Genomic DNA, 22,972 nt, shown 5'->3' on the forward strand with positions numbered 1-22,972 from the left:
CTCACGCATCGTCACGGGCGAGCCGAATCCGCCCTCCGCCGTCCTCCTCGTGCCGCAGGATCGGTGTGATCACGGCGACCCGCCGCGCGGTCACGATCCGCGCCCGGCCCCCGTCCTTGGGAATGCAGCCGGACGAATCGGCTACGGCGCGAACCCACTGCGGCGTCGGTGGAGTCGGCAGGAACTACGCGCACGGCGGTTGCGGTGTGAGCGGGAGGAGCGACGATGCGGGTGCTGGTGACCGGGGCGACCGGGCGGCTCGGACGGGTGGCGGTGCCCCGGCTGCGGGACGAGGGTTTCACGCTGCGCGCGATGAGCCGCGGGCCGCGTACCGGGGACGGGGTCGAGTGGGTGACCGCCGACCTGGCCACCGGCGCCGGGCTGGCGGAGGCGGTCGCCGGGGTGGACGCGGTGCTGCACCTGGCCTCGTCGCCGCGGCGGCGCACCCACGACATCGACGTGCTCGGCACCCGCCGGCTCGCGGTGGCCGCGGGTCACGCCGGGGTGCGTCACCTGGTCTTCGTTTCGATCGTCGGCGTCGACCGGGTGCCGCTGGGCTACTACCGGCACAAGCTCGCGGCCGAGCAGGTGGTGGCCGCCGGGCCGGTGCCGTGGAGCGTGTTGCGGGCGACCCAGTTCCCGGAGTTCCTGGACGGGCTGCTGCGCGGCGCGAGCCGGCTCGGCTCGGTGATCGGGGACCGGGCGGTGCTCGCCCAGCCGGTCGACCCGGGTGAGGTGGCGGACCGGCTCGCGGTCCTGCTGCTGGCCGGACCGTCGAACCGGGTGGAGGACTTCGGCGGACCGGAGGTGCTGCGCTTCGACGACGCGGCCCGCGCCTGGCTGACGGCCCGGCGGGTACGCCGTCCGCTGCTGCCGGTCCGGATCCCGGGTCGGCTCGGGCGGGAGCTGCGGGCGGGTGGTCTCACCACGACCGCCACGCCGACCGGCGTGCGGACCTGGGCCGACCACCTCGCTGACACGTACGGGGGAACCGGCGGAAGATGAGAAACGGTCGGGTCCGCACCGGCCTACGGTGACCGCATGCTGGTCTTCGTCGCCACCGTGGTCCTGTACGTCTTCGGTTTCGTCTTCCTCTACGGCGTGATCCGGGTCGGCGTCCGGCACGGCATCGAGGACGCCGAGGCGAACCGTCCCGAGGTGCTCCGCCGCCGGCAGCTCACCACGACCGAGAGCCGGGACTTCGCGCAGGAGAACGCGTTCCTCACCAATCCCAACTGAAGGGCGGGAGCGGGGTCCGGCCGGTCGATCCGTCCGACGGGTGCGAGGATCGCGGCATGATGGGGACGCTGAAGACGGAGCCGGCCCGGACCCGGCTCGACCTGCTGGCCCCGCCGGTCGCCGCGGCCCTGCGGGAGTGGCCGGCCGAGGCCCCGGTGGACGTGGACGACGTACTGGTCGCCCCGATCGACGCCGACCTGGCCGACACCGCCGCGTTCTGCGAGGCGTACGAGGTGGGGCTGGAGGAGTCGGCCAACTGCGTGGTGGTCGCCGGTAAGCGCGGCGGCGAGATCCGGTACGCGGCCTGCGTCGTGCTCGCCACCACCCGCGCCGACGTGAACGGCGTGGTCCGCAAGCTGCTCGACGTGCGCAAGGCGAGCTTCGCGCCGATGGCCGAGGCGGTCGAGTCGAGCGGCATGGAGTACGGCGGGATCACGCCGATCGGCCTGCCGGCGGACTGGCCGATCCTCGTCGACTCGCGGGTGATCGCCACGCCGCACGTCATCATCGGCTCGGGCGTACGGCACAGCAAGATCGCCCTGCCCGGGCCGGCGCTCGGCGCGCTGCCCGGGGCGAGGGTGGTGGAGGACCTGGCCAAGCCGGCCTAGGTCCTCATCCGCATCGATCTTGTTCCACGTGAAACATCAGGCTGCCGCTTCGCGCTGCGCCACCTCGCGCAGCGCGGCGAGCAGCGTCTCCGGCTCCTGCGCGCCGGTGACCGCGTACTTCCCGGCCAGCACGAACGTCGGCACGCTGGAGACGCCGAGCTGGTGGGCGGTGCTCAGGTCGGCGGCGACCTCCCGGCGGCCCAGGTTCGACTCCAGGTACTGCCGCGCCTCGGTCTCGTCCAGCCCGGCCTCGCCGGCCAGCGTGACGAGCGCGTCGGTCGAGCCGACGTCGACGCCGTCGTGGAAGTGCGCCCGGTAGAGCCGCTCGACCATCTCGGCGGAACGCCCGTGCTCGGTGGCGAAGCGCACCAGGCGGTGCGCGTCGAACGTGTTCGCGGCCACCGCCCGGTCGAACCGCAGGTCGAGGCCCGCACCCGCGGCGACGCCGGTGACGTGCGCGGCCATGCCCTCGGCCTTGTCCCGCCCGCCGAACTTGTCGCCGAGCGCCTCCAGTAGCGGCTTCGGCTCGGTGACCGGCGTCGGGTCCAGCTGGAACGGCCGGAACCGGACGTTCACCTCGCCGTCGTACGACTCCAGAGCCTGTTCCAGCCGGCGCTTGCCGATCCAGCACCAGGGGCAGACCACGTCGGCGTAGATCTCGATGTCCATGACCAGCGACAACCCACGGGTCAGGAGATCTGTTCCCGGACCTGGCGCTTGAGCCGGGCCAGGATGGCGGTGCCGCCGCGTACGCGCAGGGGGCTGATCGCCTGCGCCAGGCCCATCCGCTGGTAGAGGTCGTCCGGTACGGCCAGCACCTCCTCGGCGCTCGCCCCGGTCAGCCCTTCGGCGAGGATGCCGGCGAACGCCCGGGTGGTGGGTGCCTCCGGCGGGCAGTCGAAGACGGTGCTCACGGTCTTGTCCGCGTTCACCTCGGCGCGCAGGAAGAACGCGGTCTGGCACTCGGGGACCTGCTCCAGCTCCTCCCGGTTCACGCCTTCGGGCAGGGGCGGGATCACGTCGGCGAACTCCAGCAGCATCTCCAGGACGACGTCGCGGGGCGCGGCGGCGAACTCGTCGACGATCTCGGCCAGCTTGGTCGGCATCTCGGGCATGGGTCGAGGCTATCCGTCGCCGAGCTCCACCACCCGGCGGTGCCGGGCGGGGCCCCGCGTCACGCGAGCGGGGCCCGCCCGTCACACGTTCGGTGCGGCCTCGCTGATGTCGCTGAGCGCCGACTGGGGGTCGAGCTGCATGGCGAGGTCACCGAGGGAGACGATGCCGACGAGCTTGCGCTCGTTGTCGCACACGAGCACCCGGCGGATGTTGCGTTCGCGCATCAGCGCCGCCGCCTCGTTCGCCGTGCAGTGCTGCTCGATCATCACCACCTCGCGGGTGATGATCGAACCGATCGTGGTGGTGCCGGGGTCGGCGCGCTCGGCCACCGCCCGGACCACGATGTCGCGGTCGGTCAGCATGCCGGCGAGCGTGGCGCCGTCGGTCACCACGACGTCGCCGATGTCCGACTCCTTCATCACCCGGGCCGCCTCGTCCAACGGGGTCTCCGCCGGGAGGTAGACCACCTGTCTGGTCATGACGTCACTGACGCGGAACATGAGAGCCTCCGAACGCTTCGGTCGATCCGTCTGCGGTACCCGGTGGCGCGATCGCTACACCCCGTCGCGGCGCGTCGCGCCCACCTCGTCCCGCAGGCGCTCCACGATGGCCTCCACCGGCAGTTCGGTGCGCTCGCCGGTGGCCCGGTCGCGCAGTTCCACGTACCCGTCGGCCAGGCGGCGGCCGACCACGACGGCGCGCGGGATGCCGATCAGCTCGGCATCGGTGAACTTCACCCCGGCGGACACGTGCGTGCGGTCGTCGACAAGCACCCGCAGGCCGGCAGCGGCGAGGCGCCCGCCGAGGTCGAGCGCCGCGTCGAGCTGCGGCCCCTTCCCGGCGGCGATCAGGTGTACGTCGCACGGCGCGACCGCCGCGGGCCAGACCAGCCCTCGGTCGTCGTGGTGCTGCTCGGCCACTGCGGCGACCGCCCGGGAAACGCCGATTCCGTAGCAGCCCATCGTGGGCCGGACCGGCTTGCCCTGGGGGCCGAGCACGTCGACCGCGAACGCGTCGGTGTACCGGCGTCCGAGCTGGAAGATGTGCCCGACCTCGATGCCACGCCGGATGGTCAGCTCACCGTCGGCGCAGGCCGGGCAGGGGTCCCCGGGCCGCACCTCGGCCGCCTCGATCGTGCCGTCCGGTACGAAGTCGCGCCCGCACACCACGTCGGTGGCGTGCCGGCCCGGCTCGTTCGCGCCGGTCAGCCAGGCGGTGCCGGGCACCACGCGGGGGTCGACCAGGTAGCGGATGCCGTGCTTGGCGAGGATCTGCGGCCCGATGTAGCCGCGGACCAGCTCGGGGTGGGCGTCCCAGTCCTCGAAGACCGCCACCGTGGCCGGGGCGAGCACCGCCTCGACCCGCTTGAGGTCCACCTCGCGGTCGCCGGGCAGGCCGATCACCAGCGGCTCGCCCTGTTCGGCGCCGGGCCGGCGGACGGTGAGGACCACGTTCTTCAGCGTGTCGGCGGCGGTCCAGCCGGTGCGCCCGCCCAGCTTCCGGGCCTCGGCCAGCTCGACCAGGGCGGCGATGGTCGGCGTCTCCGGGGTGTCGTGCACCTCGGCGGGCGGATGCGCGTCGGGGTCACCGGCGGCCGGGGGGCGGGTCACCACCGCCTCGGTGTTCGCCGCGTAGGCGCAGGCGGTGCAGCCGACGAACGTGTCCTCGCCGACCGGCGTGGCGGCCAGGAACTCCTCCGACGCGGACCCACCCATCGCGCCGGACATCGCGTGGACAGTGGTGAAGTCCAGGCCGAGCCGGGTGAAGACGCGTTCGTAGGCGGCCCGGTGCCGGTCGTACGCCGCCTGGAGCCCGGCCTCGTCCAGGTCGAACGAGTAGGCGTCCTTCATCAGGAACTCGCGCCCGCGCAGCAGACCGGCCCGGGGGCGGGCCTCGTCGCGGAACTTGGTCTGGATCTGGAACAGCGTCACCGGGAAGTCCCGGTACGAGGTGAACAGGTCCTTCACCAGCAGCGCGGCCAACTCCTCGTGGGTCGGCGCGAGCAGGTGGTCGGCGCCCTTGCGGTCGGCGAGCGTGAAGATGTCGTCCCCGTACTCGGTCCACCGCCCGCTGGTCCGGTACGGCTCGGCCGGGAGCAGCGCCGGGAAGTGCACCTCCTGGTCACCGATCGCGGTCATCTCGTCCCGCACGATCGCGGTGATCCGGTCCAGCACGAGCTTGCCCAGCGGCAGCCACGTGTAGCCGCCCGGCGCGGCCCGGCGGACGTATCCGGCGCGCAGCAGCAGCCGGTGGCTCGGCACCTCCGCGTCCGCCGGGTCCTCGCGCAGGGTCCGGAGCAGCAGGGTCGACATGCGCAGCAGCATTGGCGCAGCCTATGGTGCGAGCGGAGGGCCGGGCGACCCCTTTCGGTGTCCGCGCGGACCGATCGTCGCCGGCTCGGCGGGGTGGCGGCATCCGACTGGTGTCGATGCCGCCACCCCGCCGAGATGGTGCGGACGGGCCGGTAAATGTCGCGGGTGCCGGGTAGGAATGCGGCATGGCTGAGCGACCGCTGATGAAGCTGACGACAACGGTGCTGGACGCGCCGTCCGCAGAGGACCTGGCCGCGTTCTACGAGCGGCTGCTCGGCTGGACCCGGCGCGAGAAGGAAGCCGATTGGGTCCTCCTCGCCCCGCCGGAGGGTGGCCACTGGCTGGCCTTCCAGGACGAGCCGGCCTACGTGCGGCCGGTATGGCCGGCCGGTCCCGGCGACCAGCAGATGTCTGTCCACCTGGACATCAAGGTCGGCGACCTGGAGGCAGCCGTGGCGTACGCGGTGTCCGTGGGCGCGACACTGCCCGACTTCCAGCCGCAGGACGACGTCCGGGTGCTCCTCGACCCGGACGGTCACCCGTTCTGCTTCTACCTCTCGTGACCGGCGGCGCCAGCGCGGCGGCTCGGGCGACCAGCCAGTACGCGACGACGACCGGCAACCTGATCGCCCGCATGGCGCTGCACTCGTACGGCACCAATCCGCAGAGCTGGTTCGCCTGGCTGGGCGAGCGGCTGCCGCTGTCCGGCGACGTGCTGGAGGTGGGCGCCGGCACCGGCGAGCTGTGGCACCGGGTCGGCCACCGACCCCGGCTGACTCTCACCGACTTCTCGCCCGCCATGTGCGCGCGACTGCGCGAGGTGCCCGGCGCGCGGGTGCTGCGCTGCGACGCCACGCACCTGCCGTTCGGTGCCGGCGTAGCCGACGCGGTGATCGCCAACAGCATGCTCTACCACCTGGACGACCCGGATGCCGCGCTGCGCGGGTTCGCCCGGGTGCTACGCCCCGGCGGCCGGCTCACCGTCGCGGTGAACGGCCGCGACCACATGGCCGAGCTGAACGCGCTCGGCCCGGTGATCGGGTGTCCCGACCTGGCCGTCCGGTTCCACGACAAGAACGACGTCACCGCCGAGGCGACACCCGCACGGGTCGCCGCCCACTTCGACGACGTGACGGTCGAGCGCTACCCGGACGAGCTGGTGGTGCCCGCCGCCGAGCCGATCCTTGCGTACGTCGCCAGCATGATCGGGCCGCTCACCGCCGCACAGGAGGCGGCGGCCCGCGCCGCGATCGAGGCCCGCATCGACGCCGAGGGCGCCTTTCGGGTACGCAAGCACACGGTGCTGATCAGCGCGACGCGCGGCTCCCGCTGACCCGGACGAAGGCCCGCCAGGCGTCGGGTGTGAAGGTGAGCACCGGCCCGGCCGGGTCCTGCTGTCCCGCACCCGACCACCCCGGCCAGATCGCTCCGGTCAGCTCCACGAGGTCACCATCACCGATACGATGCCCGCGACATGACTGCGCCCGGGGACTTCGACCTGACGATGGACGAGTTGCGCGAGGTGGCGCGGTACGCGGTCCGCCACGCGGAGGACGTCCTCCCGGTCTACGAGCGGGCGGTCCCCGATGACCCGCGTCCCCGCGCGGCTGTCGACGCGGCCTGGACGTTCGCGCGCGGTGCCGCCCGGACGAGACTCCAGCGGGTCACGTCCCTCGACGCGCACCGGGCCGCCCGGTCCGCGCCCACCGAGGCCGCCCGCCTGGCCGCCCGGGCCGCCGGTGACGCCGCGGCGGCCGCGTACCTGCACCCGATCGCGAAGGCCACCCAGGTCGGCCACATCCTGCGGGCCGCCGCCAACGCCGCGCGTGTCGCCGAACTGGAGGCCGGCGGCGACGAGACCGTGGGCACGGCGGCGCTGGACGGGTACCGGCGCCTCGCCACCCCCGTGCTCGTCGACGTGCTGCGCCGCTATCCGCAGCTGACCGGCGGTGGCAGCCGGGTCGCCCGGCTGATGAGCAAACTGGACCACGACCTGCGCCAGGGCGCCGCCGGGCCGGAGGCCGCGTCGTGATCCTGCCGAAGGTCCGCGATCCCCGGTTCACCACGATCCGCCGGGGCGGCACGCTCACCGACGAGCACCACCACCTGCTGGCGCTCTGGGCCGCCACCTGCGCGGAGCACGTCCTCGGCCTGTTCGAGGCGGTCCGGCCGGACGACAGCCGCCCACGCGAGGCGATCGAGCACGCCCGCGCCTGGGTGCGGGGCGAGGTCAGGATGATGGAGGCGCGTGCGGCGGGTGGGCACGCCATGGGCGCGGCCCGGGACCTGCGCGGCGCGGCCCGCGACGCCGCGTACGCCGCCGGTCAGGCCGCCGTCGTGGCCCACGTGGCCGCCCACGAACTCGGCGCCGCCGCGTACGCGATCAAGGCGGTACGCGCGGCGGCGCCCGCCGGTCTCGCCGAGGCGGCCGGGCGGGCCGAGTGCCGGTGGCAGCGCGACCAGCTCCCGGCCGAGATCCGCGAGCTGGTCCTGGACGACCAGCGGCTGCGCAACGACATCTGCTGGTCGGTCTTCGACTGCTGACGCCGCTGCGCCGGTCAGCGCAGCACGGTGATCGCCGCGTCCGCCGTGACCTGCTTCCACGGCACCAGCACCACAGTGCCGTCGCGTTCCAGCACCTTCGCGTCGCTGCCCTCGGTGCCGGCCGACAGCGGCGCCTCGGCCACCACGCTCACCTTTCCGGTGGCCGGGTCGATCCGGACCAGCCGCGGGGCGAGGTCACGCCGGTCGCCCACCTCCCACGCCAGCACGCCCTGCTCGTCGAGGCGCACGAGTTCCACCTCGCTGTCGGTGTGCCCGGACGACACCCAACGCCGCTTCCCGGTGGTCAGGTCGATCGCCACCACCTGGTTGGCCTGGCGCATCTTGTCGCCGACCGGAGCGGACTCGGTGGGCAGGTACAGCGTGTCCGCGTCGGCCAGGTACGGCCGGACCTCCGGCCCGCTCACCGTGTTGGAGCGGTTGATCGGAAGGTCGCTGAACCGCGTACCGTCGACGGGGTTGCCGAACGTGGCCCGCGCCTTGCCGGCGGCGTCGCGCGCGACGAACGTCTCGCTGACGAGGCCGGGCAGGCTGACCAGCGGGTCGACGCTCAGCACCCCGGCGCTCTGCTGCGCGGCGGGCAGTTTCTGCTGCCAGCGCGGCTTGCCGGTGGACGGGTCCAGGCCGAGCAGCGCGCCTTGGTCGCCGTCGCAACGCGCGGTGACCACCGCCTGGTCCCCGGCGGCCTGCGCCTGGGTCAGACGGCAGTCCCGGCCGGGCAGCAGGCGGTCCGCGTCGGTCTGCCACAGCCGCTTGCCGTCGGCCAGCGCGTAGCCGAGCACGCTCTCGCCACTGCGGACGACCACCTGCCCGGCGGTCACCGACAGGTCCGGGGCGACGATCTCGGAGCGGCCCGTCCGGCGTTCGACGGGGAACGTCGCCCGCCACGTCTGCGTGCCCCCGGCAGCGTCGAACCCGACGAGCGTGTCGCACGAGTCGGCGGAACCGAGCGCCACCACGCCCCGCCCCTCGGCGAGCGTCTGCGCGGCCGCGCACAGCGAGGACGCCTGCGGCGCGGGCACGCCCCACGCCTGGCCGCCGTCGCCGAGCCGGTAGGCGATGACGCCGTCCGGCTGCGCCCGCACCACCGCGTCGCCGATCAGCCAGGCGCCGAACATGTCCTGCCCGTCGTACGTCTTCAGCCCGTTGCGCTGGAGTTCCGGGAAGTCGAGCACCCACGCGGTACGCAGCTTCTTCCCGTCGTCACCGCCGCCGACCAGCCGGGACACGCCGTAGGCGGTGCCGGCCGCGACCGCGAGCACCGCCACCAGGCCACCGGCGACCAGCAACGCCACGCGTCCGCGCCGCTTCGGCGCCACCGGCGGCGCACCGGCCGCACCCGGCCGGCCCGCCGGTGGGTACGCGGGCGGCTGCTGGTGCTGATGCTGGTACGTCATCGGTCGTCTCCGTTCCCGTCAGCGCGCCTGCGCGCGGACGTAGTCGGCCCAGCCGGCCTGGAACTCGTCGAGCGACACGCCCAGCACGTCCCGGGCGGCGCGGTCGGTCGGGGTGCCGGCGTAGACGGCCTCGACGAAGCGGAACAGTTTCGGCTCACCGTGCTTCTCGGCGAGGTGGTTCATCGCGGCGTGCCCGAGCCAGTAGTGGAAGCTCAGCCGGCCGGGGTCGTCCCAGTCGCCGTTGCCGGGCAGCGTGCCGTTCCACCCGTCGCGGACCAGCTTCCGGGCCTGCGCGGTGCGTTCGCTGGCACCGAGCGGGCGGCCGTGGAAGGCGACGTACTCGGCGAAGCCCTCGACCACCCACTCGTCGAGCTTGCTGAACTCGTCCACAGCGGTCAGGTCGGTGCGGGGCGTCATCAGGGAGTGCGCGATCTCGTGACGCAACACCATGCGGGCGTCGTTGTCCCCGCCGGAGCGGGTGAAGTAACTGTCGCTGGTGTCCACCACGATGCGGGTGCCGCCGATCGTGGCCTTGCCGTCCTTCCGCTCGGCCGCGACCATGCCCAGCGAGATGCCCGCCTCGGTGGCCTTCTCGGTGCCGATCCGGTAGAGCGAGATCATCTCGTCCTTGCCGTCGGCGAGCGTGACGACGAACTTGTCCGTCATCGGCTCGGGCGGCGCGTTGGCCCGCCACACGGCCAGGTTGCTCGTCACCGCCTTGTCGACGGCCGGGGCGTACCGCCTCGCCAGGTCGCCCCGGGCCGCGTCGGTGATGATCAGGGCGTACGGGGTCCGCTCGACGTGGATGTCCCGCCACTTGTCCCACGGCCCGGGGTAGTAGACGGTCTTCGAGTCGCCGTTGCCACCGGCCGGCGCTCCGGTCACAGCGACGACCCGGATCGGCGCGTCCTTGCCGGCGCGGACGATCGTCCACCGGTACCACTCGGAGACCGGGGCCCGGTCGAAGCCGTCCAACTGGTGCACGAACGAGACGTCGAGCTGGAACGTGACGCCCTGCCCGAAGGCGTCGCTCACGCGGCCCTGCTGCTCGACCGTCTCGTAGCGGGCCACCGACAGCGGCAACTTCATGAGGTTGCGGAAGAGCTGGGTCTGCCCGGCGATCAGATCCTTGCGGGCCGGATCGAACGCGGCCAGGTAGCCGTCCAGATCCTTGGCCGCGAGCGCCTTGCTGTGCCGGTCGAGCAGTCCGGCCAACTCGGCGTTCGTGACGGTGACGCCGTTCGCGCCGGCTGCCGCCTTCGGCGCGGGGGCGTCCTCGTCGTTGCCGCGCAGGCCCAGCCCGACGCCGACCGCCGTGCCGGCGCAGACCGCCAGCGCGAGTGCACCCGCCGCGAGCCCGATCCAGAGCCCACGGCGGGACTTCGGCGCCGGGGGCGGCGGCGCCCACGGCACCGGCTGCGCGGGCGGCGACACGCCGTACCGGGGGTCGGCGTGGCCGGGCGGTGGGTGCCCCTGCGTCATGTGGTTCCTCGCTCGTGCCGGGTGCGGGACCGGCCGGACGGTTCGCCCGGCCGGATGACGGCAGACATCATCCCCGGTCCGGGCGACGGATTCTGCCCCGCCGGTCGTGTCCGGTGGATTTGTCCCCTCGGGTGGCTGTCGTGAACAGGACGTCGAGACATCCGCCACGTCCGGGGTTCAGGGCCAGCGGGACCGGCCCGCGCGGTGACAGACTGTGCGACGCACTTCTGCCGGGACGTCTGAGGGAGGCGCCGTGCGCTGGCGCAGCTACGTGGCGGTGGGCGACAGCTTCACCGAGGGCATGGACGACGCGTATCCGGACGGCAGCTACCGGGGCTGGGCCGATCTGGTCGCCACCCGCCTCGCCGCCGAGGCCGGGCCCGACTTCGGTTACGCCAACCTGGCCATCCGCGGCCGGCTGTTCCCCAACGTGGTGGCCGAGCAGGTGCCGTCCGCGCTGGCCATGAAGCCCGACCTGATCAGCTTCGCGGCCGGTGGCAACGACGTGCTGCGCCGCAGCTTCGACCCGGACGCGTTCGTCCCCCGCTTCGACGCGGTCGTGCAGCGGCTGCGGTCCGGCGGCAGCGACGTGATCCTGTTCCGGTTCGCCGACGTGATGTCCCGGCTGCCCGGCCAGCGGCTGATGGCCCCGCGCGTGACGCTGCTCAACCGGGTCGTCGGCGAGGTGGCCGAGCGGCACGGCGCGATCCTGGTCGACCTGTACGCCGACGACACCTACCTCAACCCGCTGCTCTGGAGCACCGACCGGATCCACCTGTCGGCGGAGGGGCACCGCCGGGTCGCCGCGCAGGTGCTCACCGCGCTCGGCGTCGGCTGCGACGAGGAGTGGCTGCTGGTGCCGCCGCACCCGGCGCCCAGCCCGTGGCTCGCCGCGCGCGCCGCCGACCTGCGCTGGGCCGGCAAGCACCTGGCGCCGTGGATCAGGCGCCGGCTGACCGGGCGGTCCTCCGGCGACTTCATCACTGCGAAACGGCCGGTGCTCGGGCCGGTCGAGCGCGACTGAGCGTGCGTACCGTCCACGCCGCCGACCTGCTGCGGCTGACACCCGGCGACCCACCCCGCGCCGGGCTCGCCGTCGTGATCGCCGGTGACCGGGTCGAGGCGATCGTGCCCACGGCCGAGCTGTCCGGCGCGTACCCCCGGGTGCGGGTGCGGCGGTGGGCCGGCACGCTCGGGCCGGCGCTGGTGCACGACGGACCGCTACCAGCGGCGCCCACGCCCCGCGAGCGGGTGCACGCGCTGTTCCGGCTCGGTGTGGCCGCCGTGCTCGACGAACACGTCACCGATCCGGCGTTGCGGGCTGCCGCGGCCCGCAACGAGGTGTCGGTGCTGCCCGCTGCCCGGCCGCCCGCGCTCGTGACCGGCGGGCGCGCCGACCTCGCCGTGTTCGACGCGGACGGGTCCTGCCTGGCGACTGTGGTCGCCGGCCGCCTGGTGCACCGCCGCGCCTGACCGGCACCGCGCTCCGCGGATCCGGCGTACCTTGGGGATCATGCCTGTGCCGAGCGATCCGCATCCCCGCCTCCAGTCGTACGCCGACCCGCAGCGCCTGGTCACCACCGAGTGGCTGGCCGAGCACCTGGGCGACGAAGGGCTCGTGGTGGTCGAGTCCGACGAGGACGTGCTCCTCTACGACACCGGCCACATCCCCGGCGCCGTCAAGGTCGACTGGCACACCGAACTCAACGACCAGGTCACCCGCGACTACCTGGACGCCGCGAGCTTCGCCGAGCTGTGCGCCGCAAAGGGCATCGGGCGGGACGACACGGTCGTCTTCTACGGCGACAACTTCAACTGGTGGGCCGCGTACGCCCTCTGGGTCTTCTCCCTCTTCGGTCACCAGGACGTACGGCTGCTCGACGGCGGCCGGCAGAAGTGGATCGCCGAGGGGCGCGAGCTGACCCGGGACAAGGTGAGCCGGCCCCGCGCCTCGTACCCGGTGCCGGAGCGCAACGACGCGCCGATCCGGGCGTACCGGGAGCAGGTCATGGCGCACGTGGCGGCCGGCCGTCCGCTGGTGGACGTGCGGTCGCCCGGCGAGTACACCGGCGAGATGCTGCACATGCCGGACTACCCGCAGGAGGGCGCGCTGCGCGGCGGGCACATCCCGGGCGCGGTGAGCAAGCCGTGGAAGTCCGCCGCGAACGACGACGGCACGTTCAAGTCCGCCGACGAACTGCGCGCCATCTACGCCGACCAGCTCGGGCTGAGCCCGTCCGACGACGTGGTGGCGTACTGCCGGATCGGTGAGCGGTCCAGCCACACCTGGTTCGTGCTCCACCACCTGCTCGGGTTCCCGCAGGTGCGCAACTACGACGGCTCGTGGACCGAGTGGGGCAACCTGGTCCGGGCGCCCGTCGTGAAGGGCGACCAGCCCGGCGGCCTGACCCGCTGAACGTCCCGGCCGGTCCCGCCGTCACCGCGGCGGGGCCGGCCGCGTTCCAGGCCGGTCAGCGGGCGGCTATCGACAGCCGGCCGGGGACGTTGCTCGCCACCCAGTCGACGGCGCCGGTCTCCGGACGCCACCGGGCCAGCCCGGCGTCGTAGCGGAACAGCAGGTCACCGTCGGTGGTCCAGGCGTACACCTCGCAGCACCCCTTGGCCCGGCCCTCGCGTCCCAGGTCGAGCAGGCGGGTCACCGCCCCGGTGCGGGCGTCCAGGACCGCCACGCCCTCGGCGCCGCTCATCGTGCCGGCGGCACCTGCGGTGGTGGTCCACCCGGCCTGGCCGATCCGGTCGCCGCGCTGCCAGCCCCGCCCGTAGACCTCGTTCAGCTGGTAACCGGAGGGAAGCTCCCCGGTGGTCACCGGCCGTCGCTCCGGCGCGCCACCGGAGGCGGGGAACCGGCGTACGGCCAGACCGCCGTCCCCGGACCAGCCGCCCACTGTGAACAGATCACCGGGCCGGGCCGGCTCGGGCACGACGAGCGTCCACGGGTCGACCGGGAGCTTCCGCGTCTCCCCGGTGCGCCGGTCCAGCTCGTACGTGGTGTCGTTGTCCCCGACCAGCAGCCGGTCCCCGGCCCAGACCACGTGTTCCAGGTGGCCGGTGAGCGGATAGCGGCGGACCGCGCCGTCGGTCAGGCCGACCACGACGACCTCACCGGTCTGCGCGAACGCGGCGGTCCGGCCGTCCGGCGACAGGCTGCCCGGCTTGAGCGGAGTGGCCTCGTTGCCCTCGGCGTCGCGGGTGGGCGCGAGCGTCACCACGTCGAGTTCGCGGACCATACCGTCGTCACCCAGCACCCGGACCGGGCCGGCGTCGCCGGTCTCCGGGTCGACCGGCTGGTACAGCGCCAGCGCCCGGCTCACCGGCCGGTCGGAGAGGCGGTAGGCGACCCGGTCGCCGAGCCGGCCCAGCGGGTCGCCCGCCTGTCCGAGCCGGTCCGGGGGCCGCTGCACCACCGGGGCGCTCGGCGCCGACGTCACAGTCGGGCGGGGCGGTGCCGCAGGGGGCGGGCCGGAGCGGTGCAGCAGTGCCGTCGTACCGCCGCCGAGCAGGAGCACGGCGACGGCTGCTGCACCGGCGGCCCGGCGGGCGCGGCGGACCCGCCCGGCCCGGTCCCATCCGGCCTCGGCCGGCCGGGTCGGGCGGATCTCCTCGGCGGCCCGGGTCAGCAGCCGGGTCAGCTCGGGTTCGTTCACGGGTTCGCCTCCATCCCGGTCACCAGGCCGTCTCCGGACGTGCCGGGGGCGGGTACGACATCGCGCAGCTTGCGCAGCGCGTCGTGGCACTGGCTCTTGACGGTGCCGACGGTGACGCCGAGCGCCTCGGCGGTGGCGACCTCGGTCAGGTCCTCGAAGTAGCGCAGGACCACCACGGCCCGCTGGCGTGGTGGCAGCCGGTCCAGCGCCGCGCGCACGGTGAGCCGCAGCGCGGCGTCGGCGTCACTGCCCGGCCGGTCCGGTGGGTACGCACTGAGCCACTCGCGTCGCCGCCGTCGCCACCAGGAGACGGCGTCGCGGTAGAGGATGGCGCGCACGTACGCGGCCGGGTCGCCGTCGCGCACCGACGGCCAGCGCAGCGCCAGCTTGAGCAGCGCGTCCTGGAGCAGGTCCTCGGCCTGGTGGCGGTTCCCGCAGATCAGGTACGCGGCGCGCAGCAGCCGGTGCTGGTGCGACTCGACGAAGGCGAGGTAGTCCGCCCGCCCGTCGTCCGCGTTCCGCCCCATCCGGCTCCTCCTCCGTCACCGGCCAGACGCGCGGGACGGGGGCAAAGGTTGGGTCAGGTAGCGCTGAATCGTCGGGCCGACCCAGTCGGCCAGTTCCTCGGGGTCGAGGTCTGCCACCGGTGGCAGCCGGACGACGTACCGGGTGAGCGCGAGACCGAGGATCTGGCTGGCCACCAGACCGGCCCGGCGGTCGGCGGTCGCCGGGTCGGCACCGGACCGGGCCACCGCGGTGGCGAGCTGGCCGGCGAAGATGCCGCGCATCCGTTCGGCCGCGCCGGGGTTGGTGGCGGCGGCCCGGAGCAGGGCGACGAGTGTCCCGTCCGCCTCCCAGCGGCGGACGAAGTGCCGGGTCAGTGTCTCGCCGAGCCGGTCCGGCGGCACCTCGGCCAGGTCGGGCAGGCGCAGGTCGAACTCGGCCGCCGCCGCGAACAGCCCCTCCTTGCTGCCGTAGTAGCGCATCACCATCGACGGGTCGATGCGGGCGTCGGCGGCGATGGCCCGGATGGTGGCCCGGTCGTAGCCGTCGGCGGCGAAGCGTTCCCGGGCGGCGCGCAGGATGGCCGCCCGGGTGGCGTCCGAGCGGCGGGTGCGGGTGGCGGGTTCGGTCACGTCCACGACTGTAGGCCAACATGTGTTGACATCGGCTCTACAGTGAAGTCAACACGCGTTGGCAAACAGTTGTTGACCGAACCCGGAGGTGGAAGCGATGCTGCCCGAACGCACCGATGTCCTCGTGGTGGGAGCCGGGCCGACCGGCCTGGCGGTGGCGGTGACACTGGCCGGGCACGGGATCGCCGCGACGGTTGTCGACCGGCTCGCCGAGCCGCCCGTCACGTCGCGCGCCGCCGTCGTGCACGCCGGCACCCTCGAGGTGCTCGACCGGATCGGGGTCGCCGACCCGCTGGCCGCCCGCGGGCTGCGCTCGGCCCGGTTCAGCGTCCGCGACCGGGACCGGGTGCTGGTCACCGTCCCGTTCGACAGGTTGCCGTCGCGTTACCAGTACGCGCTGCTGATCTCGCAGGCCGACACCGAGGCGGTACTCACCGACCGGCTCGCCGCGCTCGGCGGGCGCGTGCTGCGGCCGTACGAGATGACCGGCCTGGACCTCGACGGCGACGGCGCCGTCGCGCGCTTCGACGGCGACCGCGCGGTCCGGGCGCGCTGGGTCGTCGGCGCGGACGGGATGCACAGCCGGGTCCGCGAACTCGCCGGCATCGGTTTCGGCGGCCCGGCCGACCCCGGTGAGTCGTTCCTGCTCGCCGACGTCCACGTGGACAGCGCGCTCCCGCGCGACCAGGTGAGCCTCTTCCTCTCCCGCCGGGGCCCGCTGGTCTGGGCGCCACTGCCCGACGGCACGGTCCGGCTGGTCGCCACAGTGGACGACGCACCGCGCGACCCGCAGGCGCACCACTTCCAGGCGCTGCTCGACGAGCGCGGCCCGGCGCGCCGGCCGGACCGGGTCACCGGCATGGCCTGGTCGTCGCGGTTCCGGATCCACCACCGGATCGCGAGCACCTACCGGTCCGGGCCGGTGCTGCTCGCCGGGGACGCCGCGCACGTGCACAGTCCGGCCGGTGGGCAGGGGATGAACCTCGGCCTGCGGGACGCGGTCGCGCTCGGCGACGCGCTCGCCGCGGGCGGGCAGGCTCTCGACGGGTACGCCGCCGACCGCCGCCCCCGCGCCGAGGAGGTGCTCGGCTTCGCCGCCGGCCTGACCCGCCTGGCCGCCGCCCCACCGCCCCTCCGCCCGCTGAGAAACCTCCTGCTCCGCCTGGTCTCCACAGTCCCCCCGGCCCGACGCCAAATCGCCACCCGCCTCGCGGGCTTCGAGCCACCACCCCGCTGATCTGTGAGTGGGGTTGTCAAGTGGTGCGGTGGTGGTTGGTGATGGTGCGGTAGATCTGTCGGGCGATGTAGCGCTTGAGGCAGCGGGTGATTTCTTTGGTGGTGCGGCCTTCGGTGCGGCGGCGGGTGATGTAGTCGCGGGTTTCGGGGTGGATGCGGCGGCGGGTGAGGGCGATGGTGTGTAGGGCGCTGTTGAGGGTTCTGTCGCCGCCGCGGTTGAGGCGGTGTCGGTTGGTGCGGCCGCTGGCCACGGGGATGGGGGCGGTGCCGGCGAGGGTGGCGTAGGCGGCTTCTGATCGGACGCGGCCGGGGTGGGACCAGGCGGTGAGGGCGATCGCGGCGGTGACGGGTCCGATGCCGGGTTGGTCGAGCAGGGGTGGGCACAGTTCGGTGACGAGGGTGCGTAGGCGTTGGTGGTTGTCGGCGAGGGTGGCGTCGAGGGTCTGGATGTGCCGGGCGAGGGTGGTCAGTTCGCGGCGGCGGGTGTGTTCCTCGCAGGGCAGGTCGGTGTGCTCGGGTAGGTCGAGGGCGGCCAGGCGGGCGATCTGGGTGGTGGTGGATAGTCCGCGTAGCGCCTCGCGCAGGGTGTCGTCGGCGGTCAGGATCAACGCTTTGACCAGGTTGACTGCTGCGGTGCGGGCATCGGTGTGGTGTCGGCGGCAGATCAGCAGCAGACGCAGTGCCTCGCGTGGTCCGTCGCTTCGGGGCACGGCGATGCGCTCAGCGGGCAGGGCAAGCACCGTATGGGCGGCGGCGACCGCATCCAGGTGGTCGGACTTGCCGCCCCGACGACGGGACGCGGCGGGGGGTTTGGGTGCCTCGCAGACCGCTTCACCGGCAGCGTCCAGCACCCGGCACAGCCCTTGCCCGTGCGATCGGGTGCCTTCCACCGCCCACAACCGGCGCCCCTGCGGTGGGGTGTGCGCGACGGCGAAGGTCAGCAACCGGGCCAACCCGTCCGGGTCGGTGGGCACGGTGACCTGCGCCAACACGGCGCCGAGACGGTCGACCACGGCGGCGGTGTGCGTGTCGGTGTGGGTGTCGACCCCTACCACCACGTCGTAGCGATCCGCGACTCGCTCTACGATCCTTGTCATCTCGGATTGTTGCTCCTTTGCCAGCGACGACCGGGACAGTCGGCGTCGGCTCGGGAAGCAGTCACCTCGGCGGCAGATCTGTGATGGGCCACGTGTGCTCGCACGGGCAGGCTTCTGATCAGGCCAGCAGGGTGGGCCGGGCCGGCGCCGACGATCACCCGGGGACAGGTCTTGCACAAGGCACACCCACACCACGGGCAGCCGGATCAACGGAGAGTCACCCGAGTGATCACCAACGCCGAACCCTAACGGCAACCAGCCGAACCGATCACCACACACATAGAAGCGTCTTGCAGTTGCGGTCCCTGAGGGGTCCACTTTGTGCGTTTTCGTCCGGGCGGGAAGTGCAAGATCGACGAGGAGGTGGGCGGAAGGGGGAGGGATGGAACGGGACGGACACTGTCGGCGCTGACCGGTACGGTGAGCGCCGAAAATCCGAACCGGGAGCGCGATTGGACCGCACCTTCCAGGTGGACCTCCGTGGCGTGGTCGACCTGCTCAGTCATCACCTCTACGGCAGCCCGCGGGTCTACGTGCGCGAGCTGCTCCAGAACGCCGTCGACGCGATCACCGCGCGGCGGTCCGCCGACCCGAAGGCCCCGGCGCGGGTCCGCATCGAACCGCCGGAGCTGACCGGCGACGGGACGCTCCGCGTGCACGACACCGGCATCGGCCTGACCGAGGCGCAGGTGCACGAGCTGCTCGCCACCATCGGCCGCAGCTCCAAGCGCGACGAGCTGGGCTTCTCCCGGCACGAGTTCCTCGGCCAGTTCGGCATCGGCCTGCTCTCCTGCTTCCTGGTCGCGGACGAGATCCGGGTGGTCACCCGGCACGCCGACGAGCCCACAGTGCTCTGGACGGGCTGGTCCGACGGGCGGTACGCGGTCCGGCTCGCCGAGCCGGACCAGGCCCGCGACGAGCCCGGCACCACAGTCACGCTGGTGCCCCGGCGCGACGCCGACCAGTGGCTCGGCGTACCCACAGTCACCGAACTGGCTCGCCTGTACGGCAGCCTGCTGCCGGTCGACGTCCGGGTCGGTGACACGCCGACCACGTCCGGCCCGCCGCCGTGGCCGACCACGCCCGGGGCGCCCGTCGACCGGGCCGCCCTCCAGCGGTACGCGCAGGAACTGCTCGGATTCGCCCCGTTCGACGTGGTGCCGCTGTCCGTGCCCGAGGCCGGCCTGACCGGCGTCGCGTTCATCCTGCCCGCCGCGGTGAACCCGGCGGCCCGGGCCGGGCACCGGGTCTACCTCAAGCGGATGCTGCTCAGCGAGCACGCCGACGGGCTGCTGCCCGAGTGGGCCTTCTTCGCCCACTGCGTGGTCGACGCCAGTGAGCTGCGCCCCACCGCCAGCCGCGAGGCGCTCTACGAGGACACGCTGCTCACCTCCGTCCGGGACGCGCTCGGCGACCAGATCCGCGGCTGGCTGGTCCGGCTCGCCAAGCACGACCCGCGCCGGCTCGGCGAGTTCCTCCAGGTGCACCACCTCGGCGTCAAGGCGCTCGCGATGCACGACGACGAGATGCTGCGCCTGGTCGACCAGTGGTGGCCGATGGACACCAACGTCGGCACGATGACGCTCGCCGAGTTCCGGCAGCGGCACGGCGTGCTCCGGTACGCCGCCAGCCTGGACGAGTTCCGCCAGCTCGCCGCCGTCGCCGCCGCGCAGGAACTGGCAGTCGTCAACGGCGGCTACACGTACGACACCGAGCTGATCGAGCGACTGCCCGCAGTGGACCGCTCGGTGCTGATCGAGCGGCTGGAGCCGAGCGACCTGACCACCCGGTTCGAGATCCTCGACCCGGCGACCGAGCTGGCCCTGCGGCCGTTCCTCACCGCCGCGCAGCGGGCCCTGGAACGGCTCGGCTGCGAGGTCGTGATCCGCGCGTACGATCCGGTCTCGCTGCCGGCGCTCTACCTGGTGTCCCGCTCGGCCGCGTTCCACGACCAGCTCGCCGCCAGCCGGGACAAGGCCGACGAGCTGTGGGGCGGCGTGCTCGACGCGCTCGCCGCCTCCGCCCCGCCGGACCGCCCGCAACTCGTGCTCAACCACCGCAACCCGCTGGTCCGCCGGGTCACCACGCTCGCCGACCCGGAGCTGGTCGGGCTGGCCGTCGAGGCGCTCTACGGGCAGGCCCTGCTGCTCGGGCACCACCCGATCCGGGCGGCCGACGCCGCACTGCTGAACAGTTCCTTCCTCGGCCTGCTCGGCCGGGCCGTACCGGGAGAGACCCGTGACTGACGACGACCTCTGGCGGATGCACCACGAGATCGAATCCATGCCGTACGGCCCGGGGCAGATCGCCGCGCTGGAACAACTGCTGCGCCGCGCCGACGCGGGCGACGACAGGCACCTCGCCTTCGCCGCCCGGGTCACCGGCACCACCGCGTACGTCTACGGCGGCGAACCGGCGAAGTCCTTCGTCACGTTCTCCTGGTGCCTGGCCGAGTACGACAAGGATCCGCAGCCCTACCACCAGCGCTACACGCACCAGCTGCTCTGGTTCTTCAAGTACATGGTCAACGCGATGGTGAAGTTCCCGGAGCTGCCGCTGGACCGGACGTACGCGGTCCTCGACGACATGGAACGGCGCTACCGCGACTCCGGGCACTCGCTCCAGGCCGTCTACAAGCACCGCTACCTGGTGGCCGCGCACCTGGGCGACGAGGAGGCGGCCGAGCAGTGGTACCGCAAGTGGATGACCACCCCGCGCGACACGCTCTCCGACTGCGCCGGCTGCGACCCGACCACGCAGGTCGCGCACCTGGTGCGGCACGGCCGGCACGAGGAGGCGGTGGCACTCGCCGAGCCGGTGCTCGCCGGGCGCCTCACCTGTAGCGAGCAGCCGCAGGGGATCCTCACCGCGCTGCTCACGCCCTACCGTGAGACCGGCCGTACCGACGCGGCGCGGGACGCGCACCGGGAGGCGTACCGGCGGGTGCGCGGGCACCTCGCCGACCTGTGGGACATCGCCGACCACGTCGAGTTCTGCACCGTGACCGGCAACGAGGCGCGGGCGCTGGAACTGGTCGAGCGGCACCTGGACTGGCTGGACCGGGCACCCACCCCTGCTGCCGCGATGCACTTCGCGGCCGCCGCCTCGGCGGCGCTGCGCCAGGTGCCGGCCGAGCTGACCGTGCACCGCCGCGCCTCCGGCGAGCGGCCGGCCGCCGACGTACCGGTGGGCGCGCTCGCCGACGAGCTGGCCGGTACGGCGACCGCGCTGGCCGAGCGCTTCGACGCGCGCAACGGCACCACGCACCAGTCCGGGTTGATCGCCCGCAAGCTGGCGGCCGGGCCGGTCGGTGAGCACCTGCCGCTGTCGGCGAGCCTGCGCCGCCCGGCGGTGCCCGCGCCGCGTACCGGCTCGGACGCGCCGGTGGCCTCTCCGCAGCCGGTGACGGTGCCCGCCGACGCCGGTGCCGACGAGCTGCTCGCGCTGGCCGAGGAGTGCTGGCGCACCAACCGCCGGGACGGCCTGGTCGCCGCGTTGCGCGCGTACGACGAGCGGTTCGGTGACGCCGACGTGCCGGCGACCACCCGGGCCTGGCGGCTGGAGCTGCGGGCCGGTGAGCTGTCCCAGGACGACGACGGCGTACCGGCGGCGATCGCTGTCAACCGGGAGGCGCTGGCCGCCTGGCGGGAGGTGCCGGATCCGCTGCGCGCCCAGGTGGTGGCCGGGCGGCTCGGTGTGCTGCTCAGCATGGTCGAGGAGAGCGCGGACGAGGGGATGACCCTGGCCCGCGAGTCGGCCGGATACCTGACCGAGCACGGTGAGCCGCGTGACCGGGCCGCCGGTTGGGACCGGCTCGCCCTGGCCCACGTGCACCGCGAGGAGTGGGCGGAGGCGCTCGACGCGCTCGACCGGGCCGAGGCGGAGGCGGACGCCGATCCGTGGCTGGCCGGACGGGTCGCGCTGCACCGCACGCACGTGCTGGAGCAGTTGGAGCGGGCCGAGGAGTTCCGGGACGCGGCGGTGCGGTCCCGCCGGCTGGCGAGTGAGCTGGGCGACGCCGAGATGCTCACCGGCGCCTGCCTGGCGTACGCCCGCTCCACCGACGACCCGGCCGAGGCGGTGGCCGCCTGCGACGAGGCGCTGTCCGTCGCACCGGCCGGCGCGTACCTGCCGCTGCGGGTGACCCGGGGCCGGGCGCTGATGGCCGCCGACCGGGCCGGCGAGGCGGTGGAGGATATGGCCGAGGCGGTCACCCTCTGCGTCGAACAGGGGCTGGACGGCGACGCGCTGCTGCGCTGGGAGCTGGCCGAGGCGTACCGGGTGGCCGGGCGGCTGGCCGAGGCCGCCGAGGTGGCCGAGGAGGCGGTGCTCGGGCTCGACCGGGCGGGCGCGCAGGCCGAGGCGGACCGCTGCCGGCACATGCTGGCGGGCATCTACGCCGGTCTCGGCGAGACGGATCTGGCCCTCACGGTGCTCGACACGCTGGCCGAGAACCTGGACGGGCCGGACAATCTCCCGCACCGGGCGCAGGTGCTGGAGGAGTCCGGTGGCCTGCTCTACGACGCCGACCGGGACGCCCTCGCCGCGCAGCGGTTCGCGGCGGCGGCGACCGCCTGGCGGCTGGCCGGTTTCCAGGTGGACGAGCTGCGGGCCCGGCGGCGGGAACTGCTCGCCCTGCACTGGTCCGGCGACCTGCCGGCCGCGGTCGCCGCGATCGAGCGGGTGGACGAGGCGGCGGCCGTGCTCCCGGCCGAAGCAGACGAGGCGCCGGTGGTGACGTACGAGCGGGCGATGGCCGCCGACGCGGTGGCCCGGGTGCTGATCGGCGAGGACCGGCTGACCGCCGCGCTGGACCGGGTCGACGGCGTCCCGGAGCGCCTGCGGTCGATCGAGGCGTTCGGCGAGGCGGCGCAGGTCGAAGTGCTGACCGGCGAGCTGCTGCTGCGCGACGGGCGGCCGGAGCAGGCCGAAGGGCTGCTGCGCCCGGTCCTCGCCGGGCTGCCCACCGGTTCCCGCCCGGCCACGCAGGCCGCCTGGCTGCTGGCCCGCGCGCTCGACGAGCAGGGCCGGGAGGCCGAGGCGGCGAAGGTGCGCGCCGACCACGGCATCGAGGAGGACTGACACGACGGGCTGGGGCAACCGTTGGGTAACCGCGGCTGCC

The 22,972-nt window shown here is 73.8% G+C and carries 24 protein-coding genes; 13 read left to right on the top strand and 11 right to left on the bottom strand.

The window, feature by feature from the left end:
• The first annotated feature begins 225 nt into the window (after positions 1–225).
• From O7611_RS28685 to O7611_RS28695, 3 genes are read left to right on the top strand one after another with little or no spacing between them, the layout of a single operon-like run.
• A complete protein-coding gene (locus O7611_RS28685) occupies positions 226–1,005 on the top strand; it encodes an SDR family oxidoreductase (protein WP_269697885.1) in 780 nt (259 codons plus the stop codon).
• 36 nt (positions 1,006–1,041) lie between these two features.
• Positions 1,042–1,239, top strand: coding sequence for a hypothetical protein (locus O7611_RS28690; RefSeq protein WP_013283252.1), 198 nt, complete (start codon positions 1,042–1,044; stop codon positions 1,237–1,239).
• Positions 1,240–1,298: 59 nt separating this feature from the next.
• Positions 1,299–1,847 carry a YbaK/EbsC family protein gene (locus tag O7611_RS28695; protein ID WP_194800427.1) on the top strand — a complete coding sequence of 183 codons (549 nt, stop codon included), beginning with the start codon at positions 1,299–1,301 and terminating at the stop codon, positions 1,845–1,847.
• Positions 1,848–1,883: 36 nt separating this feature from the next.
• On the opposite strand, the gene O7611_RS28700 is transcribed toward O7611_RS28695, so the two are convergent.
• The 4 genes from O7611_RS28700 to O7611_RS28715 form a co-directional block, all read right to left on the bottom strand.
• Positions 1,884–2,516, bottom strand: coding sequence for a DsbA family oxidoreductase (locus O7611_RS28700; RefSeq protein ID WP_269697888.1), 633 nt, complete (start codon positions 2,514–2,516; stop codon positions 1,884–1,886).
• 20 nt (positions 2,517–2,536) lie between these two features.
• Positions 2,537–2,962: a SufE family protein gene (locus tag O7611_RS28705; RefSeq protein WP_194800264.1), complete on the bottom strand. Its 426-nt coding sequence runs from the start codon at positions 2,960–2,962 to the stop codon at positions 2,537–2,539.
• An 81-nt stretch (positions 2,963–3,043) separates the two neighbouring features.
• Complete coding sequence (locus tag O7611_RS28710; protein WP_194800263.1) at positions 3,044–3,463, bottom strand: CBS domain-containing protein; 420 nt, start codon at positions 3,461–3,463, stop codon at positions 3,044–3,046.
• 54 nt (positions 3,464–3,517) lie between these two features.
• Positions 3,518–5,287, bottom strand: a complete 1,770-nt coding sequence (locus tag O7611_RS28715; RefSeq protein ID WP_269697889.1) for a proline--tRNA ligase — start codon at positions 5,285–5,287, stop codon at positions 3,518–3,520.
• 173 nt (positions 5,288–5,460) lie between these two features.
• Here O7611_RS28715 and O7611_RS28720 point away from each other — a divergent pair, with 173 nt between their 5' ends.
• The gene (locus tag O7611_RS28720; RefSeq protein ID WP_194800261.1) at positions 5,461–5,838 is read left to right on the top strand and encodes a VOC family protein; all 378 of its coding nucleotides are present in this window, start codon (positions 5,461–5,463) and stop codon (positions 5,836–5,838) included.
• The gene (locus O7611_RS28725; RefSeq protein WP_194800260.1) at positions 5,835–6,608 is read left to right on the top strand and encodes a class I SAM-dependent methyltransferase; all 774 of its coding nucleotides are present in this window, start codon (positions 5,835–5,837) and stop codon (positions 6,606–6,608) included. Before O7611_RS28720 ends, O7611_RS28725 begins: the two co-directional genes overlap by 4 nt.
• Here the strand turns inward: O7611_RS28725 and O7611_RS31960 are convergent.
• Complete coding sequence (locus tag O7611_RS31960) at positions 6,583–6,717, bottom strand: DUF397 domain-containing protein (protein ID WP_194800259.1); 135 nt, start codon at positions 6,715–6,717, stop codon at positions 6,583–6,585. The two genes, O7611_RS28725 and O7611_RS31960, sit on opposite strands and share 26 nt — an antisense overlap.
• Positions 6,718–6,749: 32 nt before the next feature.
• Between O7611_RS31960 and O7611_RS28730 the strand changes: the two genes are divergently transcribed.
• Both O7611_RS28730 and O7611_RS28735 read left to right on the top strand, forming a co-directional pair.
• Complete coding sequence (locus O7611_RS28730) at positions 6,750–7,307, top strand: putative immunity protein (RefSeq protein ID WP_194800258.1); 558 nt, start codon at positions 6,750–6,752, stop codon at positions 7,305–7,307.
• The gene (locus tag O7611_RS28735; RefSeq protein ID WP_194800257.1) at positions 7,304–7,819 is read left to right on the top strand and encodes a putative immunity protein; all 516 of its coding nucleotides are present in this window, start codon (positions 7,304–7,306) and stop codon (positions 7,817–7,819) included. The genes O7611_RS28730 and O7611_RS28735 overlap by 4 nt, the downstream gene beginning before the upstream one ends.
• Positions 7,820–7,833: 14 nt before the next feature.
• Here O7611_RS28735 and O7611_RS28740 read toward each other — a convergent pair whose 3' ends face one another.
• Both O7611_RS28740 and O7611_RS28745 read right to left on the bottom strand, forming a co-directional pair.
• Positions 7,834–9,234: a PQQ-like beta-propeller repeat protein gene (locus O7611_RS28740; protein WP_269697891.1), complete on the bottom strand. Its 1,401-nt coding sequence runs from the start codon at positions 9,232–9,234 to the stop codon at positions 7,834–7,836.
• 18 nt (positions 9,235–9,252) lie between these two features.
• Complete coding sequence (locus tag O7611_RS28745) at positions 9,253–10,716, bottom strand: hypothetical protein (RefSeq protein WP_269697893.1); 1,464 nt, start codon at positions 10,714–10,716, stop codon at positions 9,253–9,255.
• 253 nt (positions 10,717–10,969) lie between these two features.
• Between O7611_RS28745 and O7611_RS28750 the strand changes: the two genes are divergently transcribed.
• The 3 genes from O7611_RS28750 to O7611_RS28760 are packed head-to-tail and all read left to right on the top strand — an operon-like array spanning position 10,970 to position 13,132.
• Positions 10,970–11,740, top strand: coding sequence for an SGNH/GDSL hydrolase family protein (locus O7611_RS28750; protein ID WP_194800254.1), 771 nt, complete (start codon positions 10,970–10,972; stop codon positions 11,738–11,740).
• A 2-nt stretch (positions 11,741–11,742) separates the two neighbouring features.
• A complete protein-coding gene (locus tag O7611_RS28755; RefSeq protein WP_194800253.1) occupies positions 11,743–12,189 on the top strand; it encodes a hypothetical protein in 447 nt (148 codons plus the stop codon).
• Between the two features lie 40 nt (positions 12,190–12,229).
• The gene (locus O7611_RS28760; RefSeq protein ID WP_194800252.1) at positions 12,230–13,132 is read left to right on the top strand and encodes a sulfurtransferase; all 903 of its coding nucleotides are present in this window, start codon (positions 12,230–12,232) and stop codon (positions 13,130–13,132) included.
• Positions 13,133–13,187: 55 nt separating this feature from the next.
• On the opposite strand, the gene O7611_RS28765 is transcribed toward O7611_RS28760, so the two are convergent.
• From O7611_RS28765 to O7611_RS28775, 3 genes are read right to left on the bottom strand one after another with little or no spacing between them, the layout of a single operon-like run.
• On the bottom strand, positions 13,188–14,381 hold the full coding sequence (locus O7611_RS28765; protein WP_194800251.1) for a hypothetical protein: 1,194 nt from the start codon (positions 14,379–14,381) through the stop codon (positions 13,188–13,190).
• Positions 14,378–14,908 carry a SigE family RNA polymerase sigma factor gene (locus O7611_RS28770; RefSeq protein ID WP_194800250.1) on the bottom strand — a complete coding sequence of 177 codons (531 nt, stop codon included), beginning with the start codon at positions 14,906–14,908 and terminating at the stop codon, positions 14,378–14,380. The genes O7611_RS28765 and O7611_RS28770 overlap by 4 nt, the downstream gene beginning before the upstream one ends.
• A gap of 15 nt (positions 14,909–14,923) precedes the next feature.
• Complete coding sequence (locus tag O7611_RS28775) at positions 14,924–15,523, bottom strand: TetR/AcrR family transcriptional regulator (protein ID WP_194800249.1); 600 nt, start codon at positions 15,521–15,523, stop codon at positions 14,924–14,926.
• Positions 15,524–15,614: 91 nt separating this feature from the next.
• On the opposite strand from O7611_RS28775, the gene O7611_RS28780 reads away from it, so the two are divergent.
• Complete coding sequence (locus tag O7611_RS28780; protein ID WP_269697894.1) at positions 15,615–16,754, top strand: FAD-dependent monooxygenase; 1,140 nt, start codon at positions 15,615–15,617, stop codon at positions 16,752–16,754.
• Between the two features lie 16 nt (positions 16,755–16,770).
• On the opposite strand, the gene O7611_RS28785 is transcribed toward O7611_RS28780, so the two are convergent.
• Complete coding sequence (locus O7611_RS28785; RefSeq protein ID WP_194802082.1) at positions 16,771–17,850, bottom strand: IS110 family transposase; 1,080 nt, start codon at positions 17,848–17,850, stop codon at positions 16,771–16,773.
• 452 nt (positions 17,851–18,302) lie between these two features.
• Between O7611_RS28785 and O7611_RS28790 the strand changes: the two genes are divergently transcribed.
• Positions 18,303–20,096, top strand: coding sequence for an HSP90 family protein (locus tag O7611_RS28790; protein WP_269697895.1), 1,794 nt, complete (start codon positions 18,303–18,305; stop codon positions 20,094–20,096).
• A complete protein-coding gene (locus O7611_RS28795; RefSeq protein ID WP_269697896.1) occupies positions 20,089–22,932 on the top strand; it encodes a hypothetical protein in 2,844 nt (947 codons plus the stop codon). The genes O7611_RS28790 and O7611_RS28795 overlap by 8 nt, the downstream gene beginning before the upstream one ends.
• Positions 22,933–22,972: the final 40 nt, after the last annotated feature.

It is taken from the genome of Micromonospora sp. WMMC273, from assembly GCF_027460285.1.
Taxonomy (GTDB): Bacteria; Actinomycetota; Actinomycetes; order Mycobacteriales; family Micromonosporaceae; genus Micromonospora; species Micromonospora aurantiaca.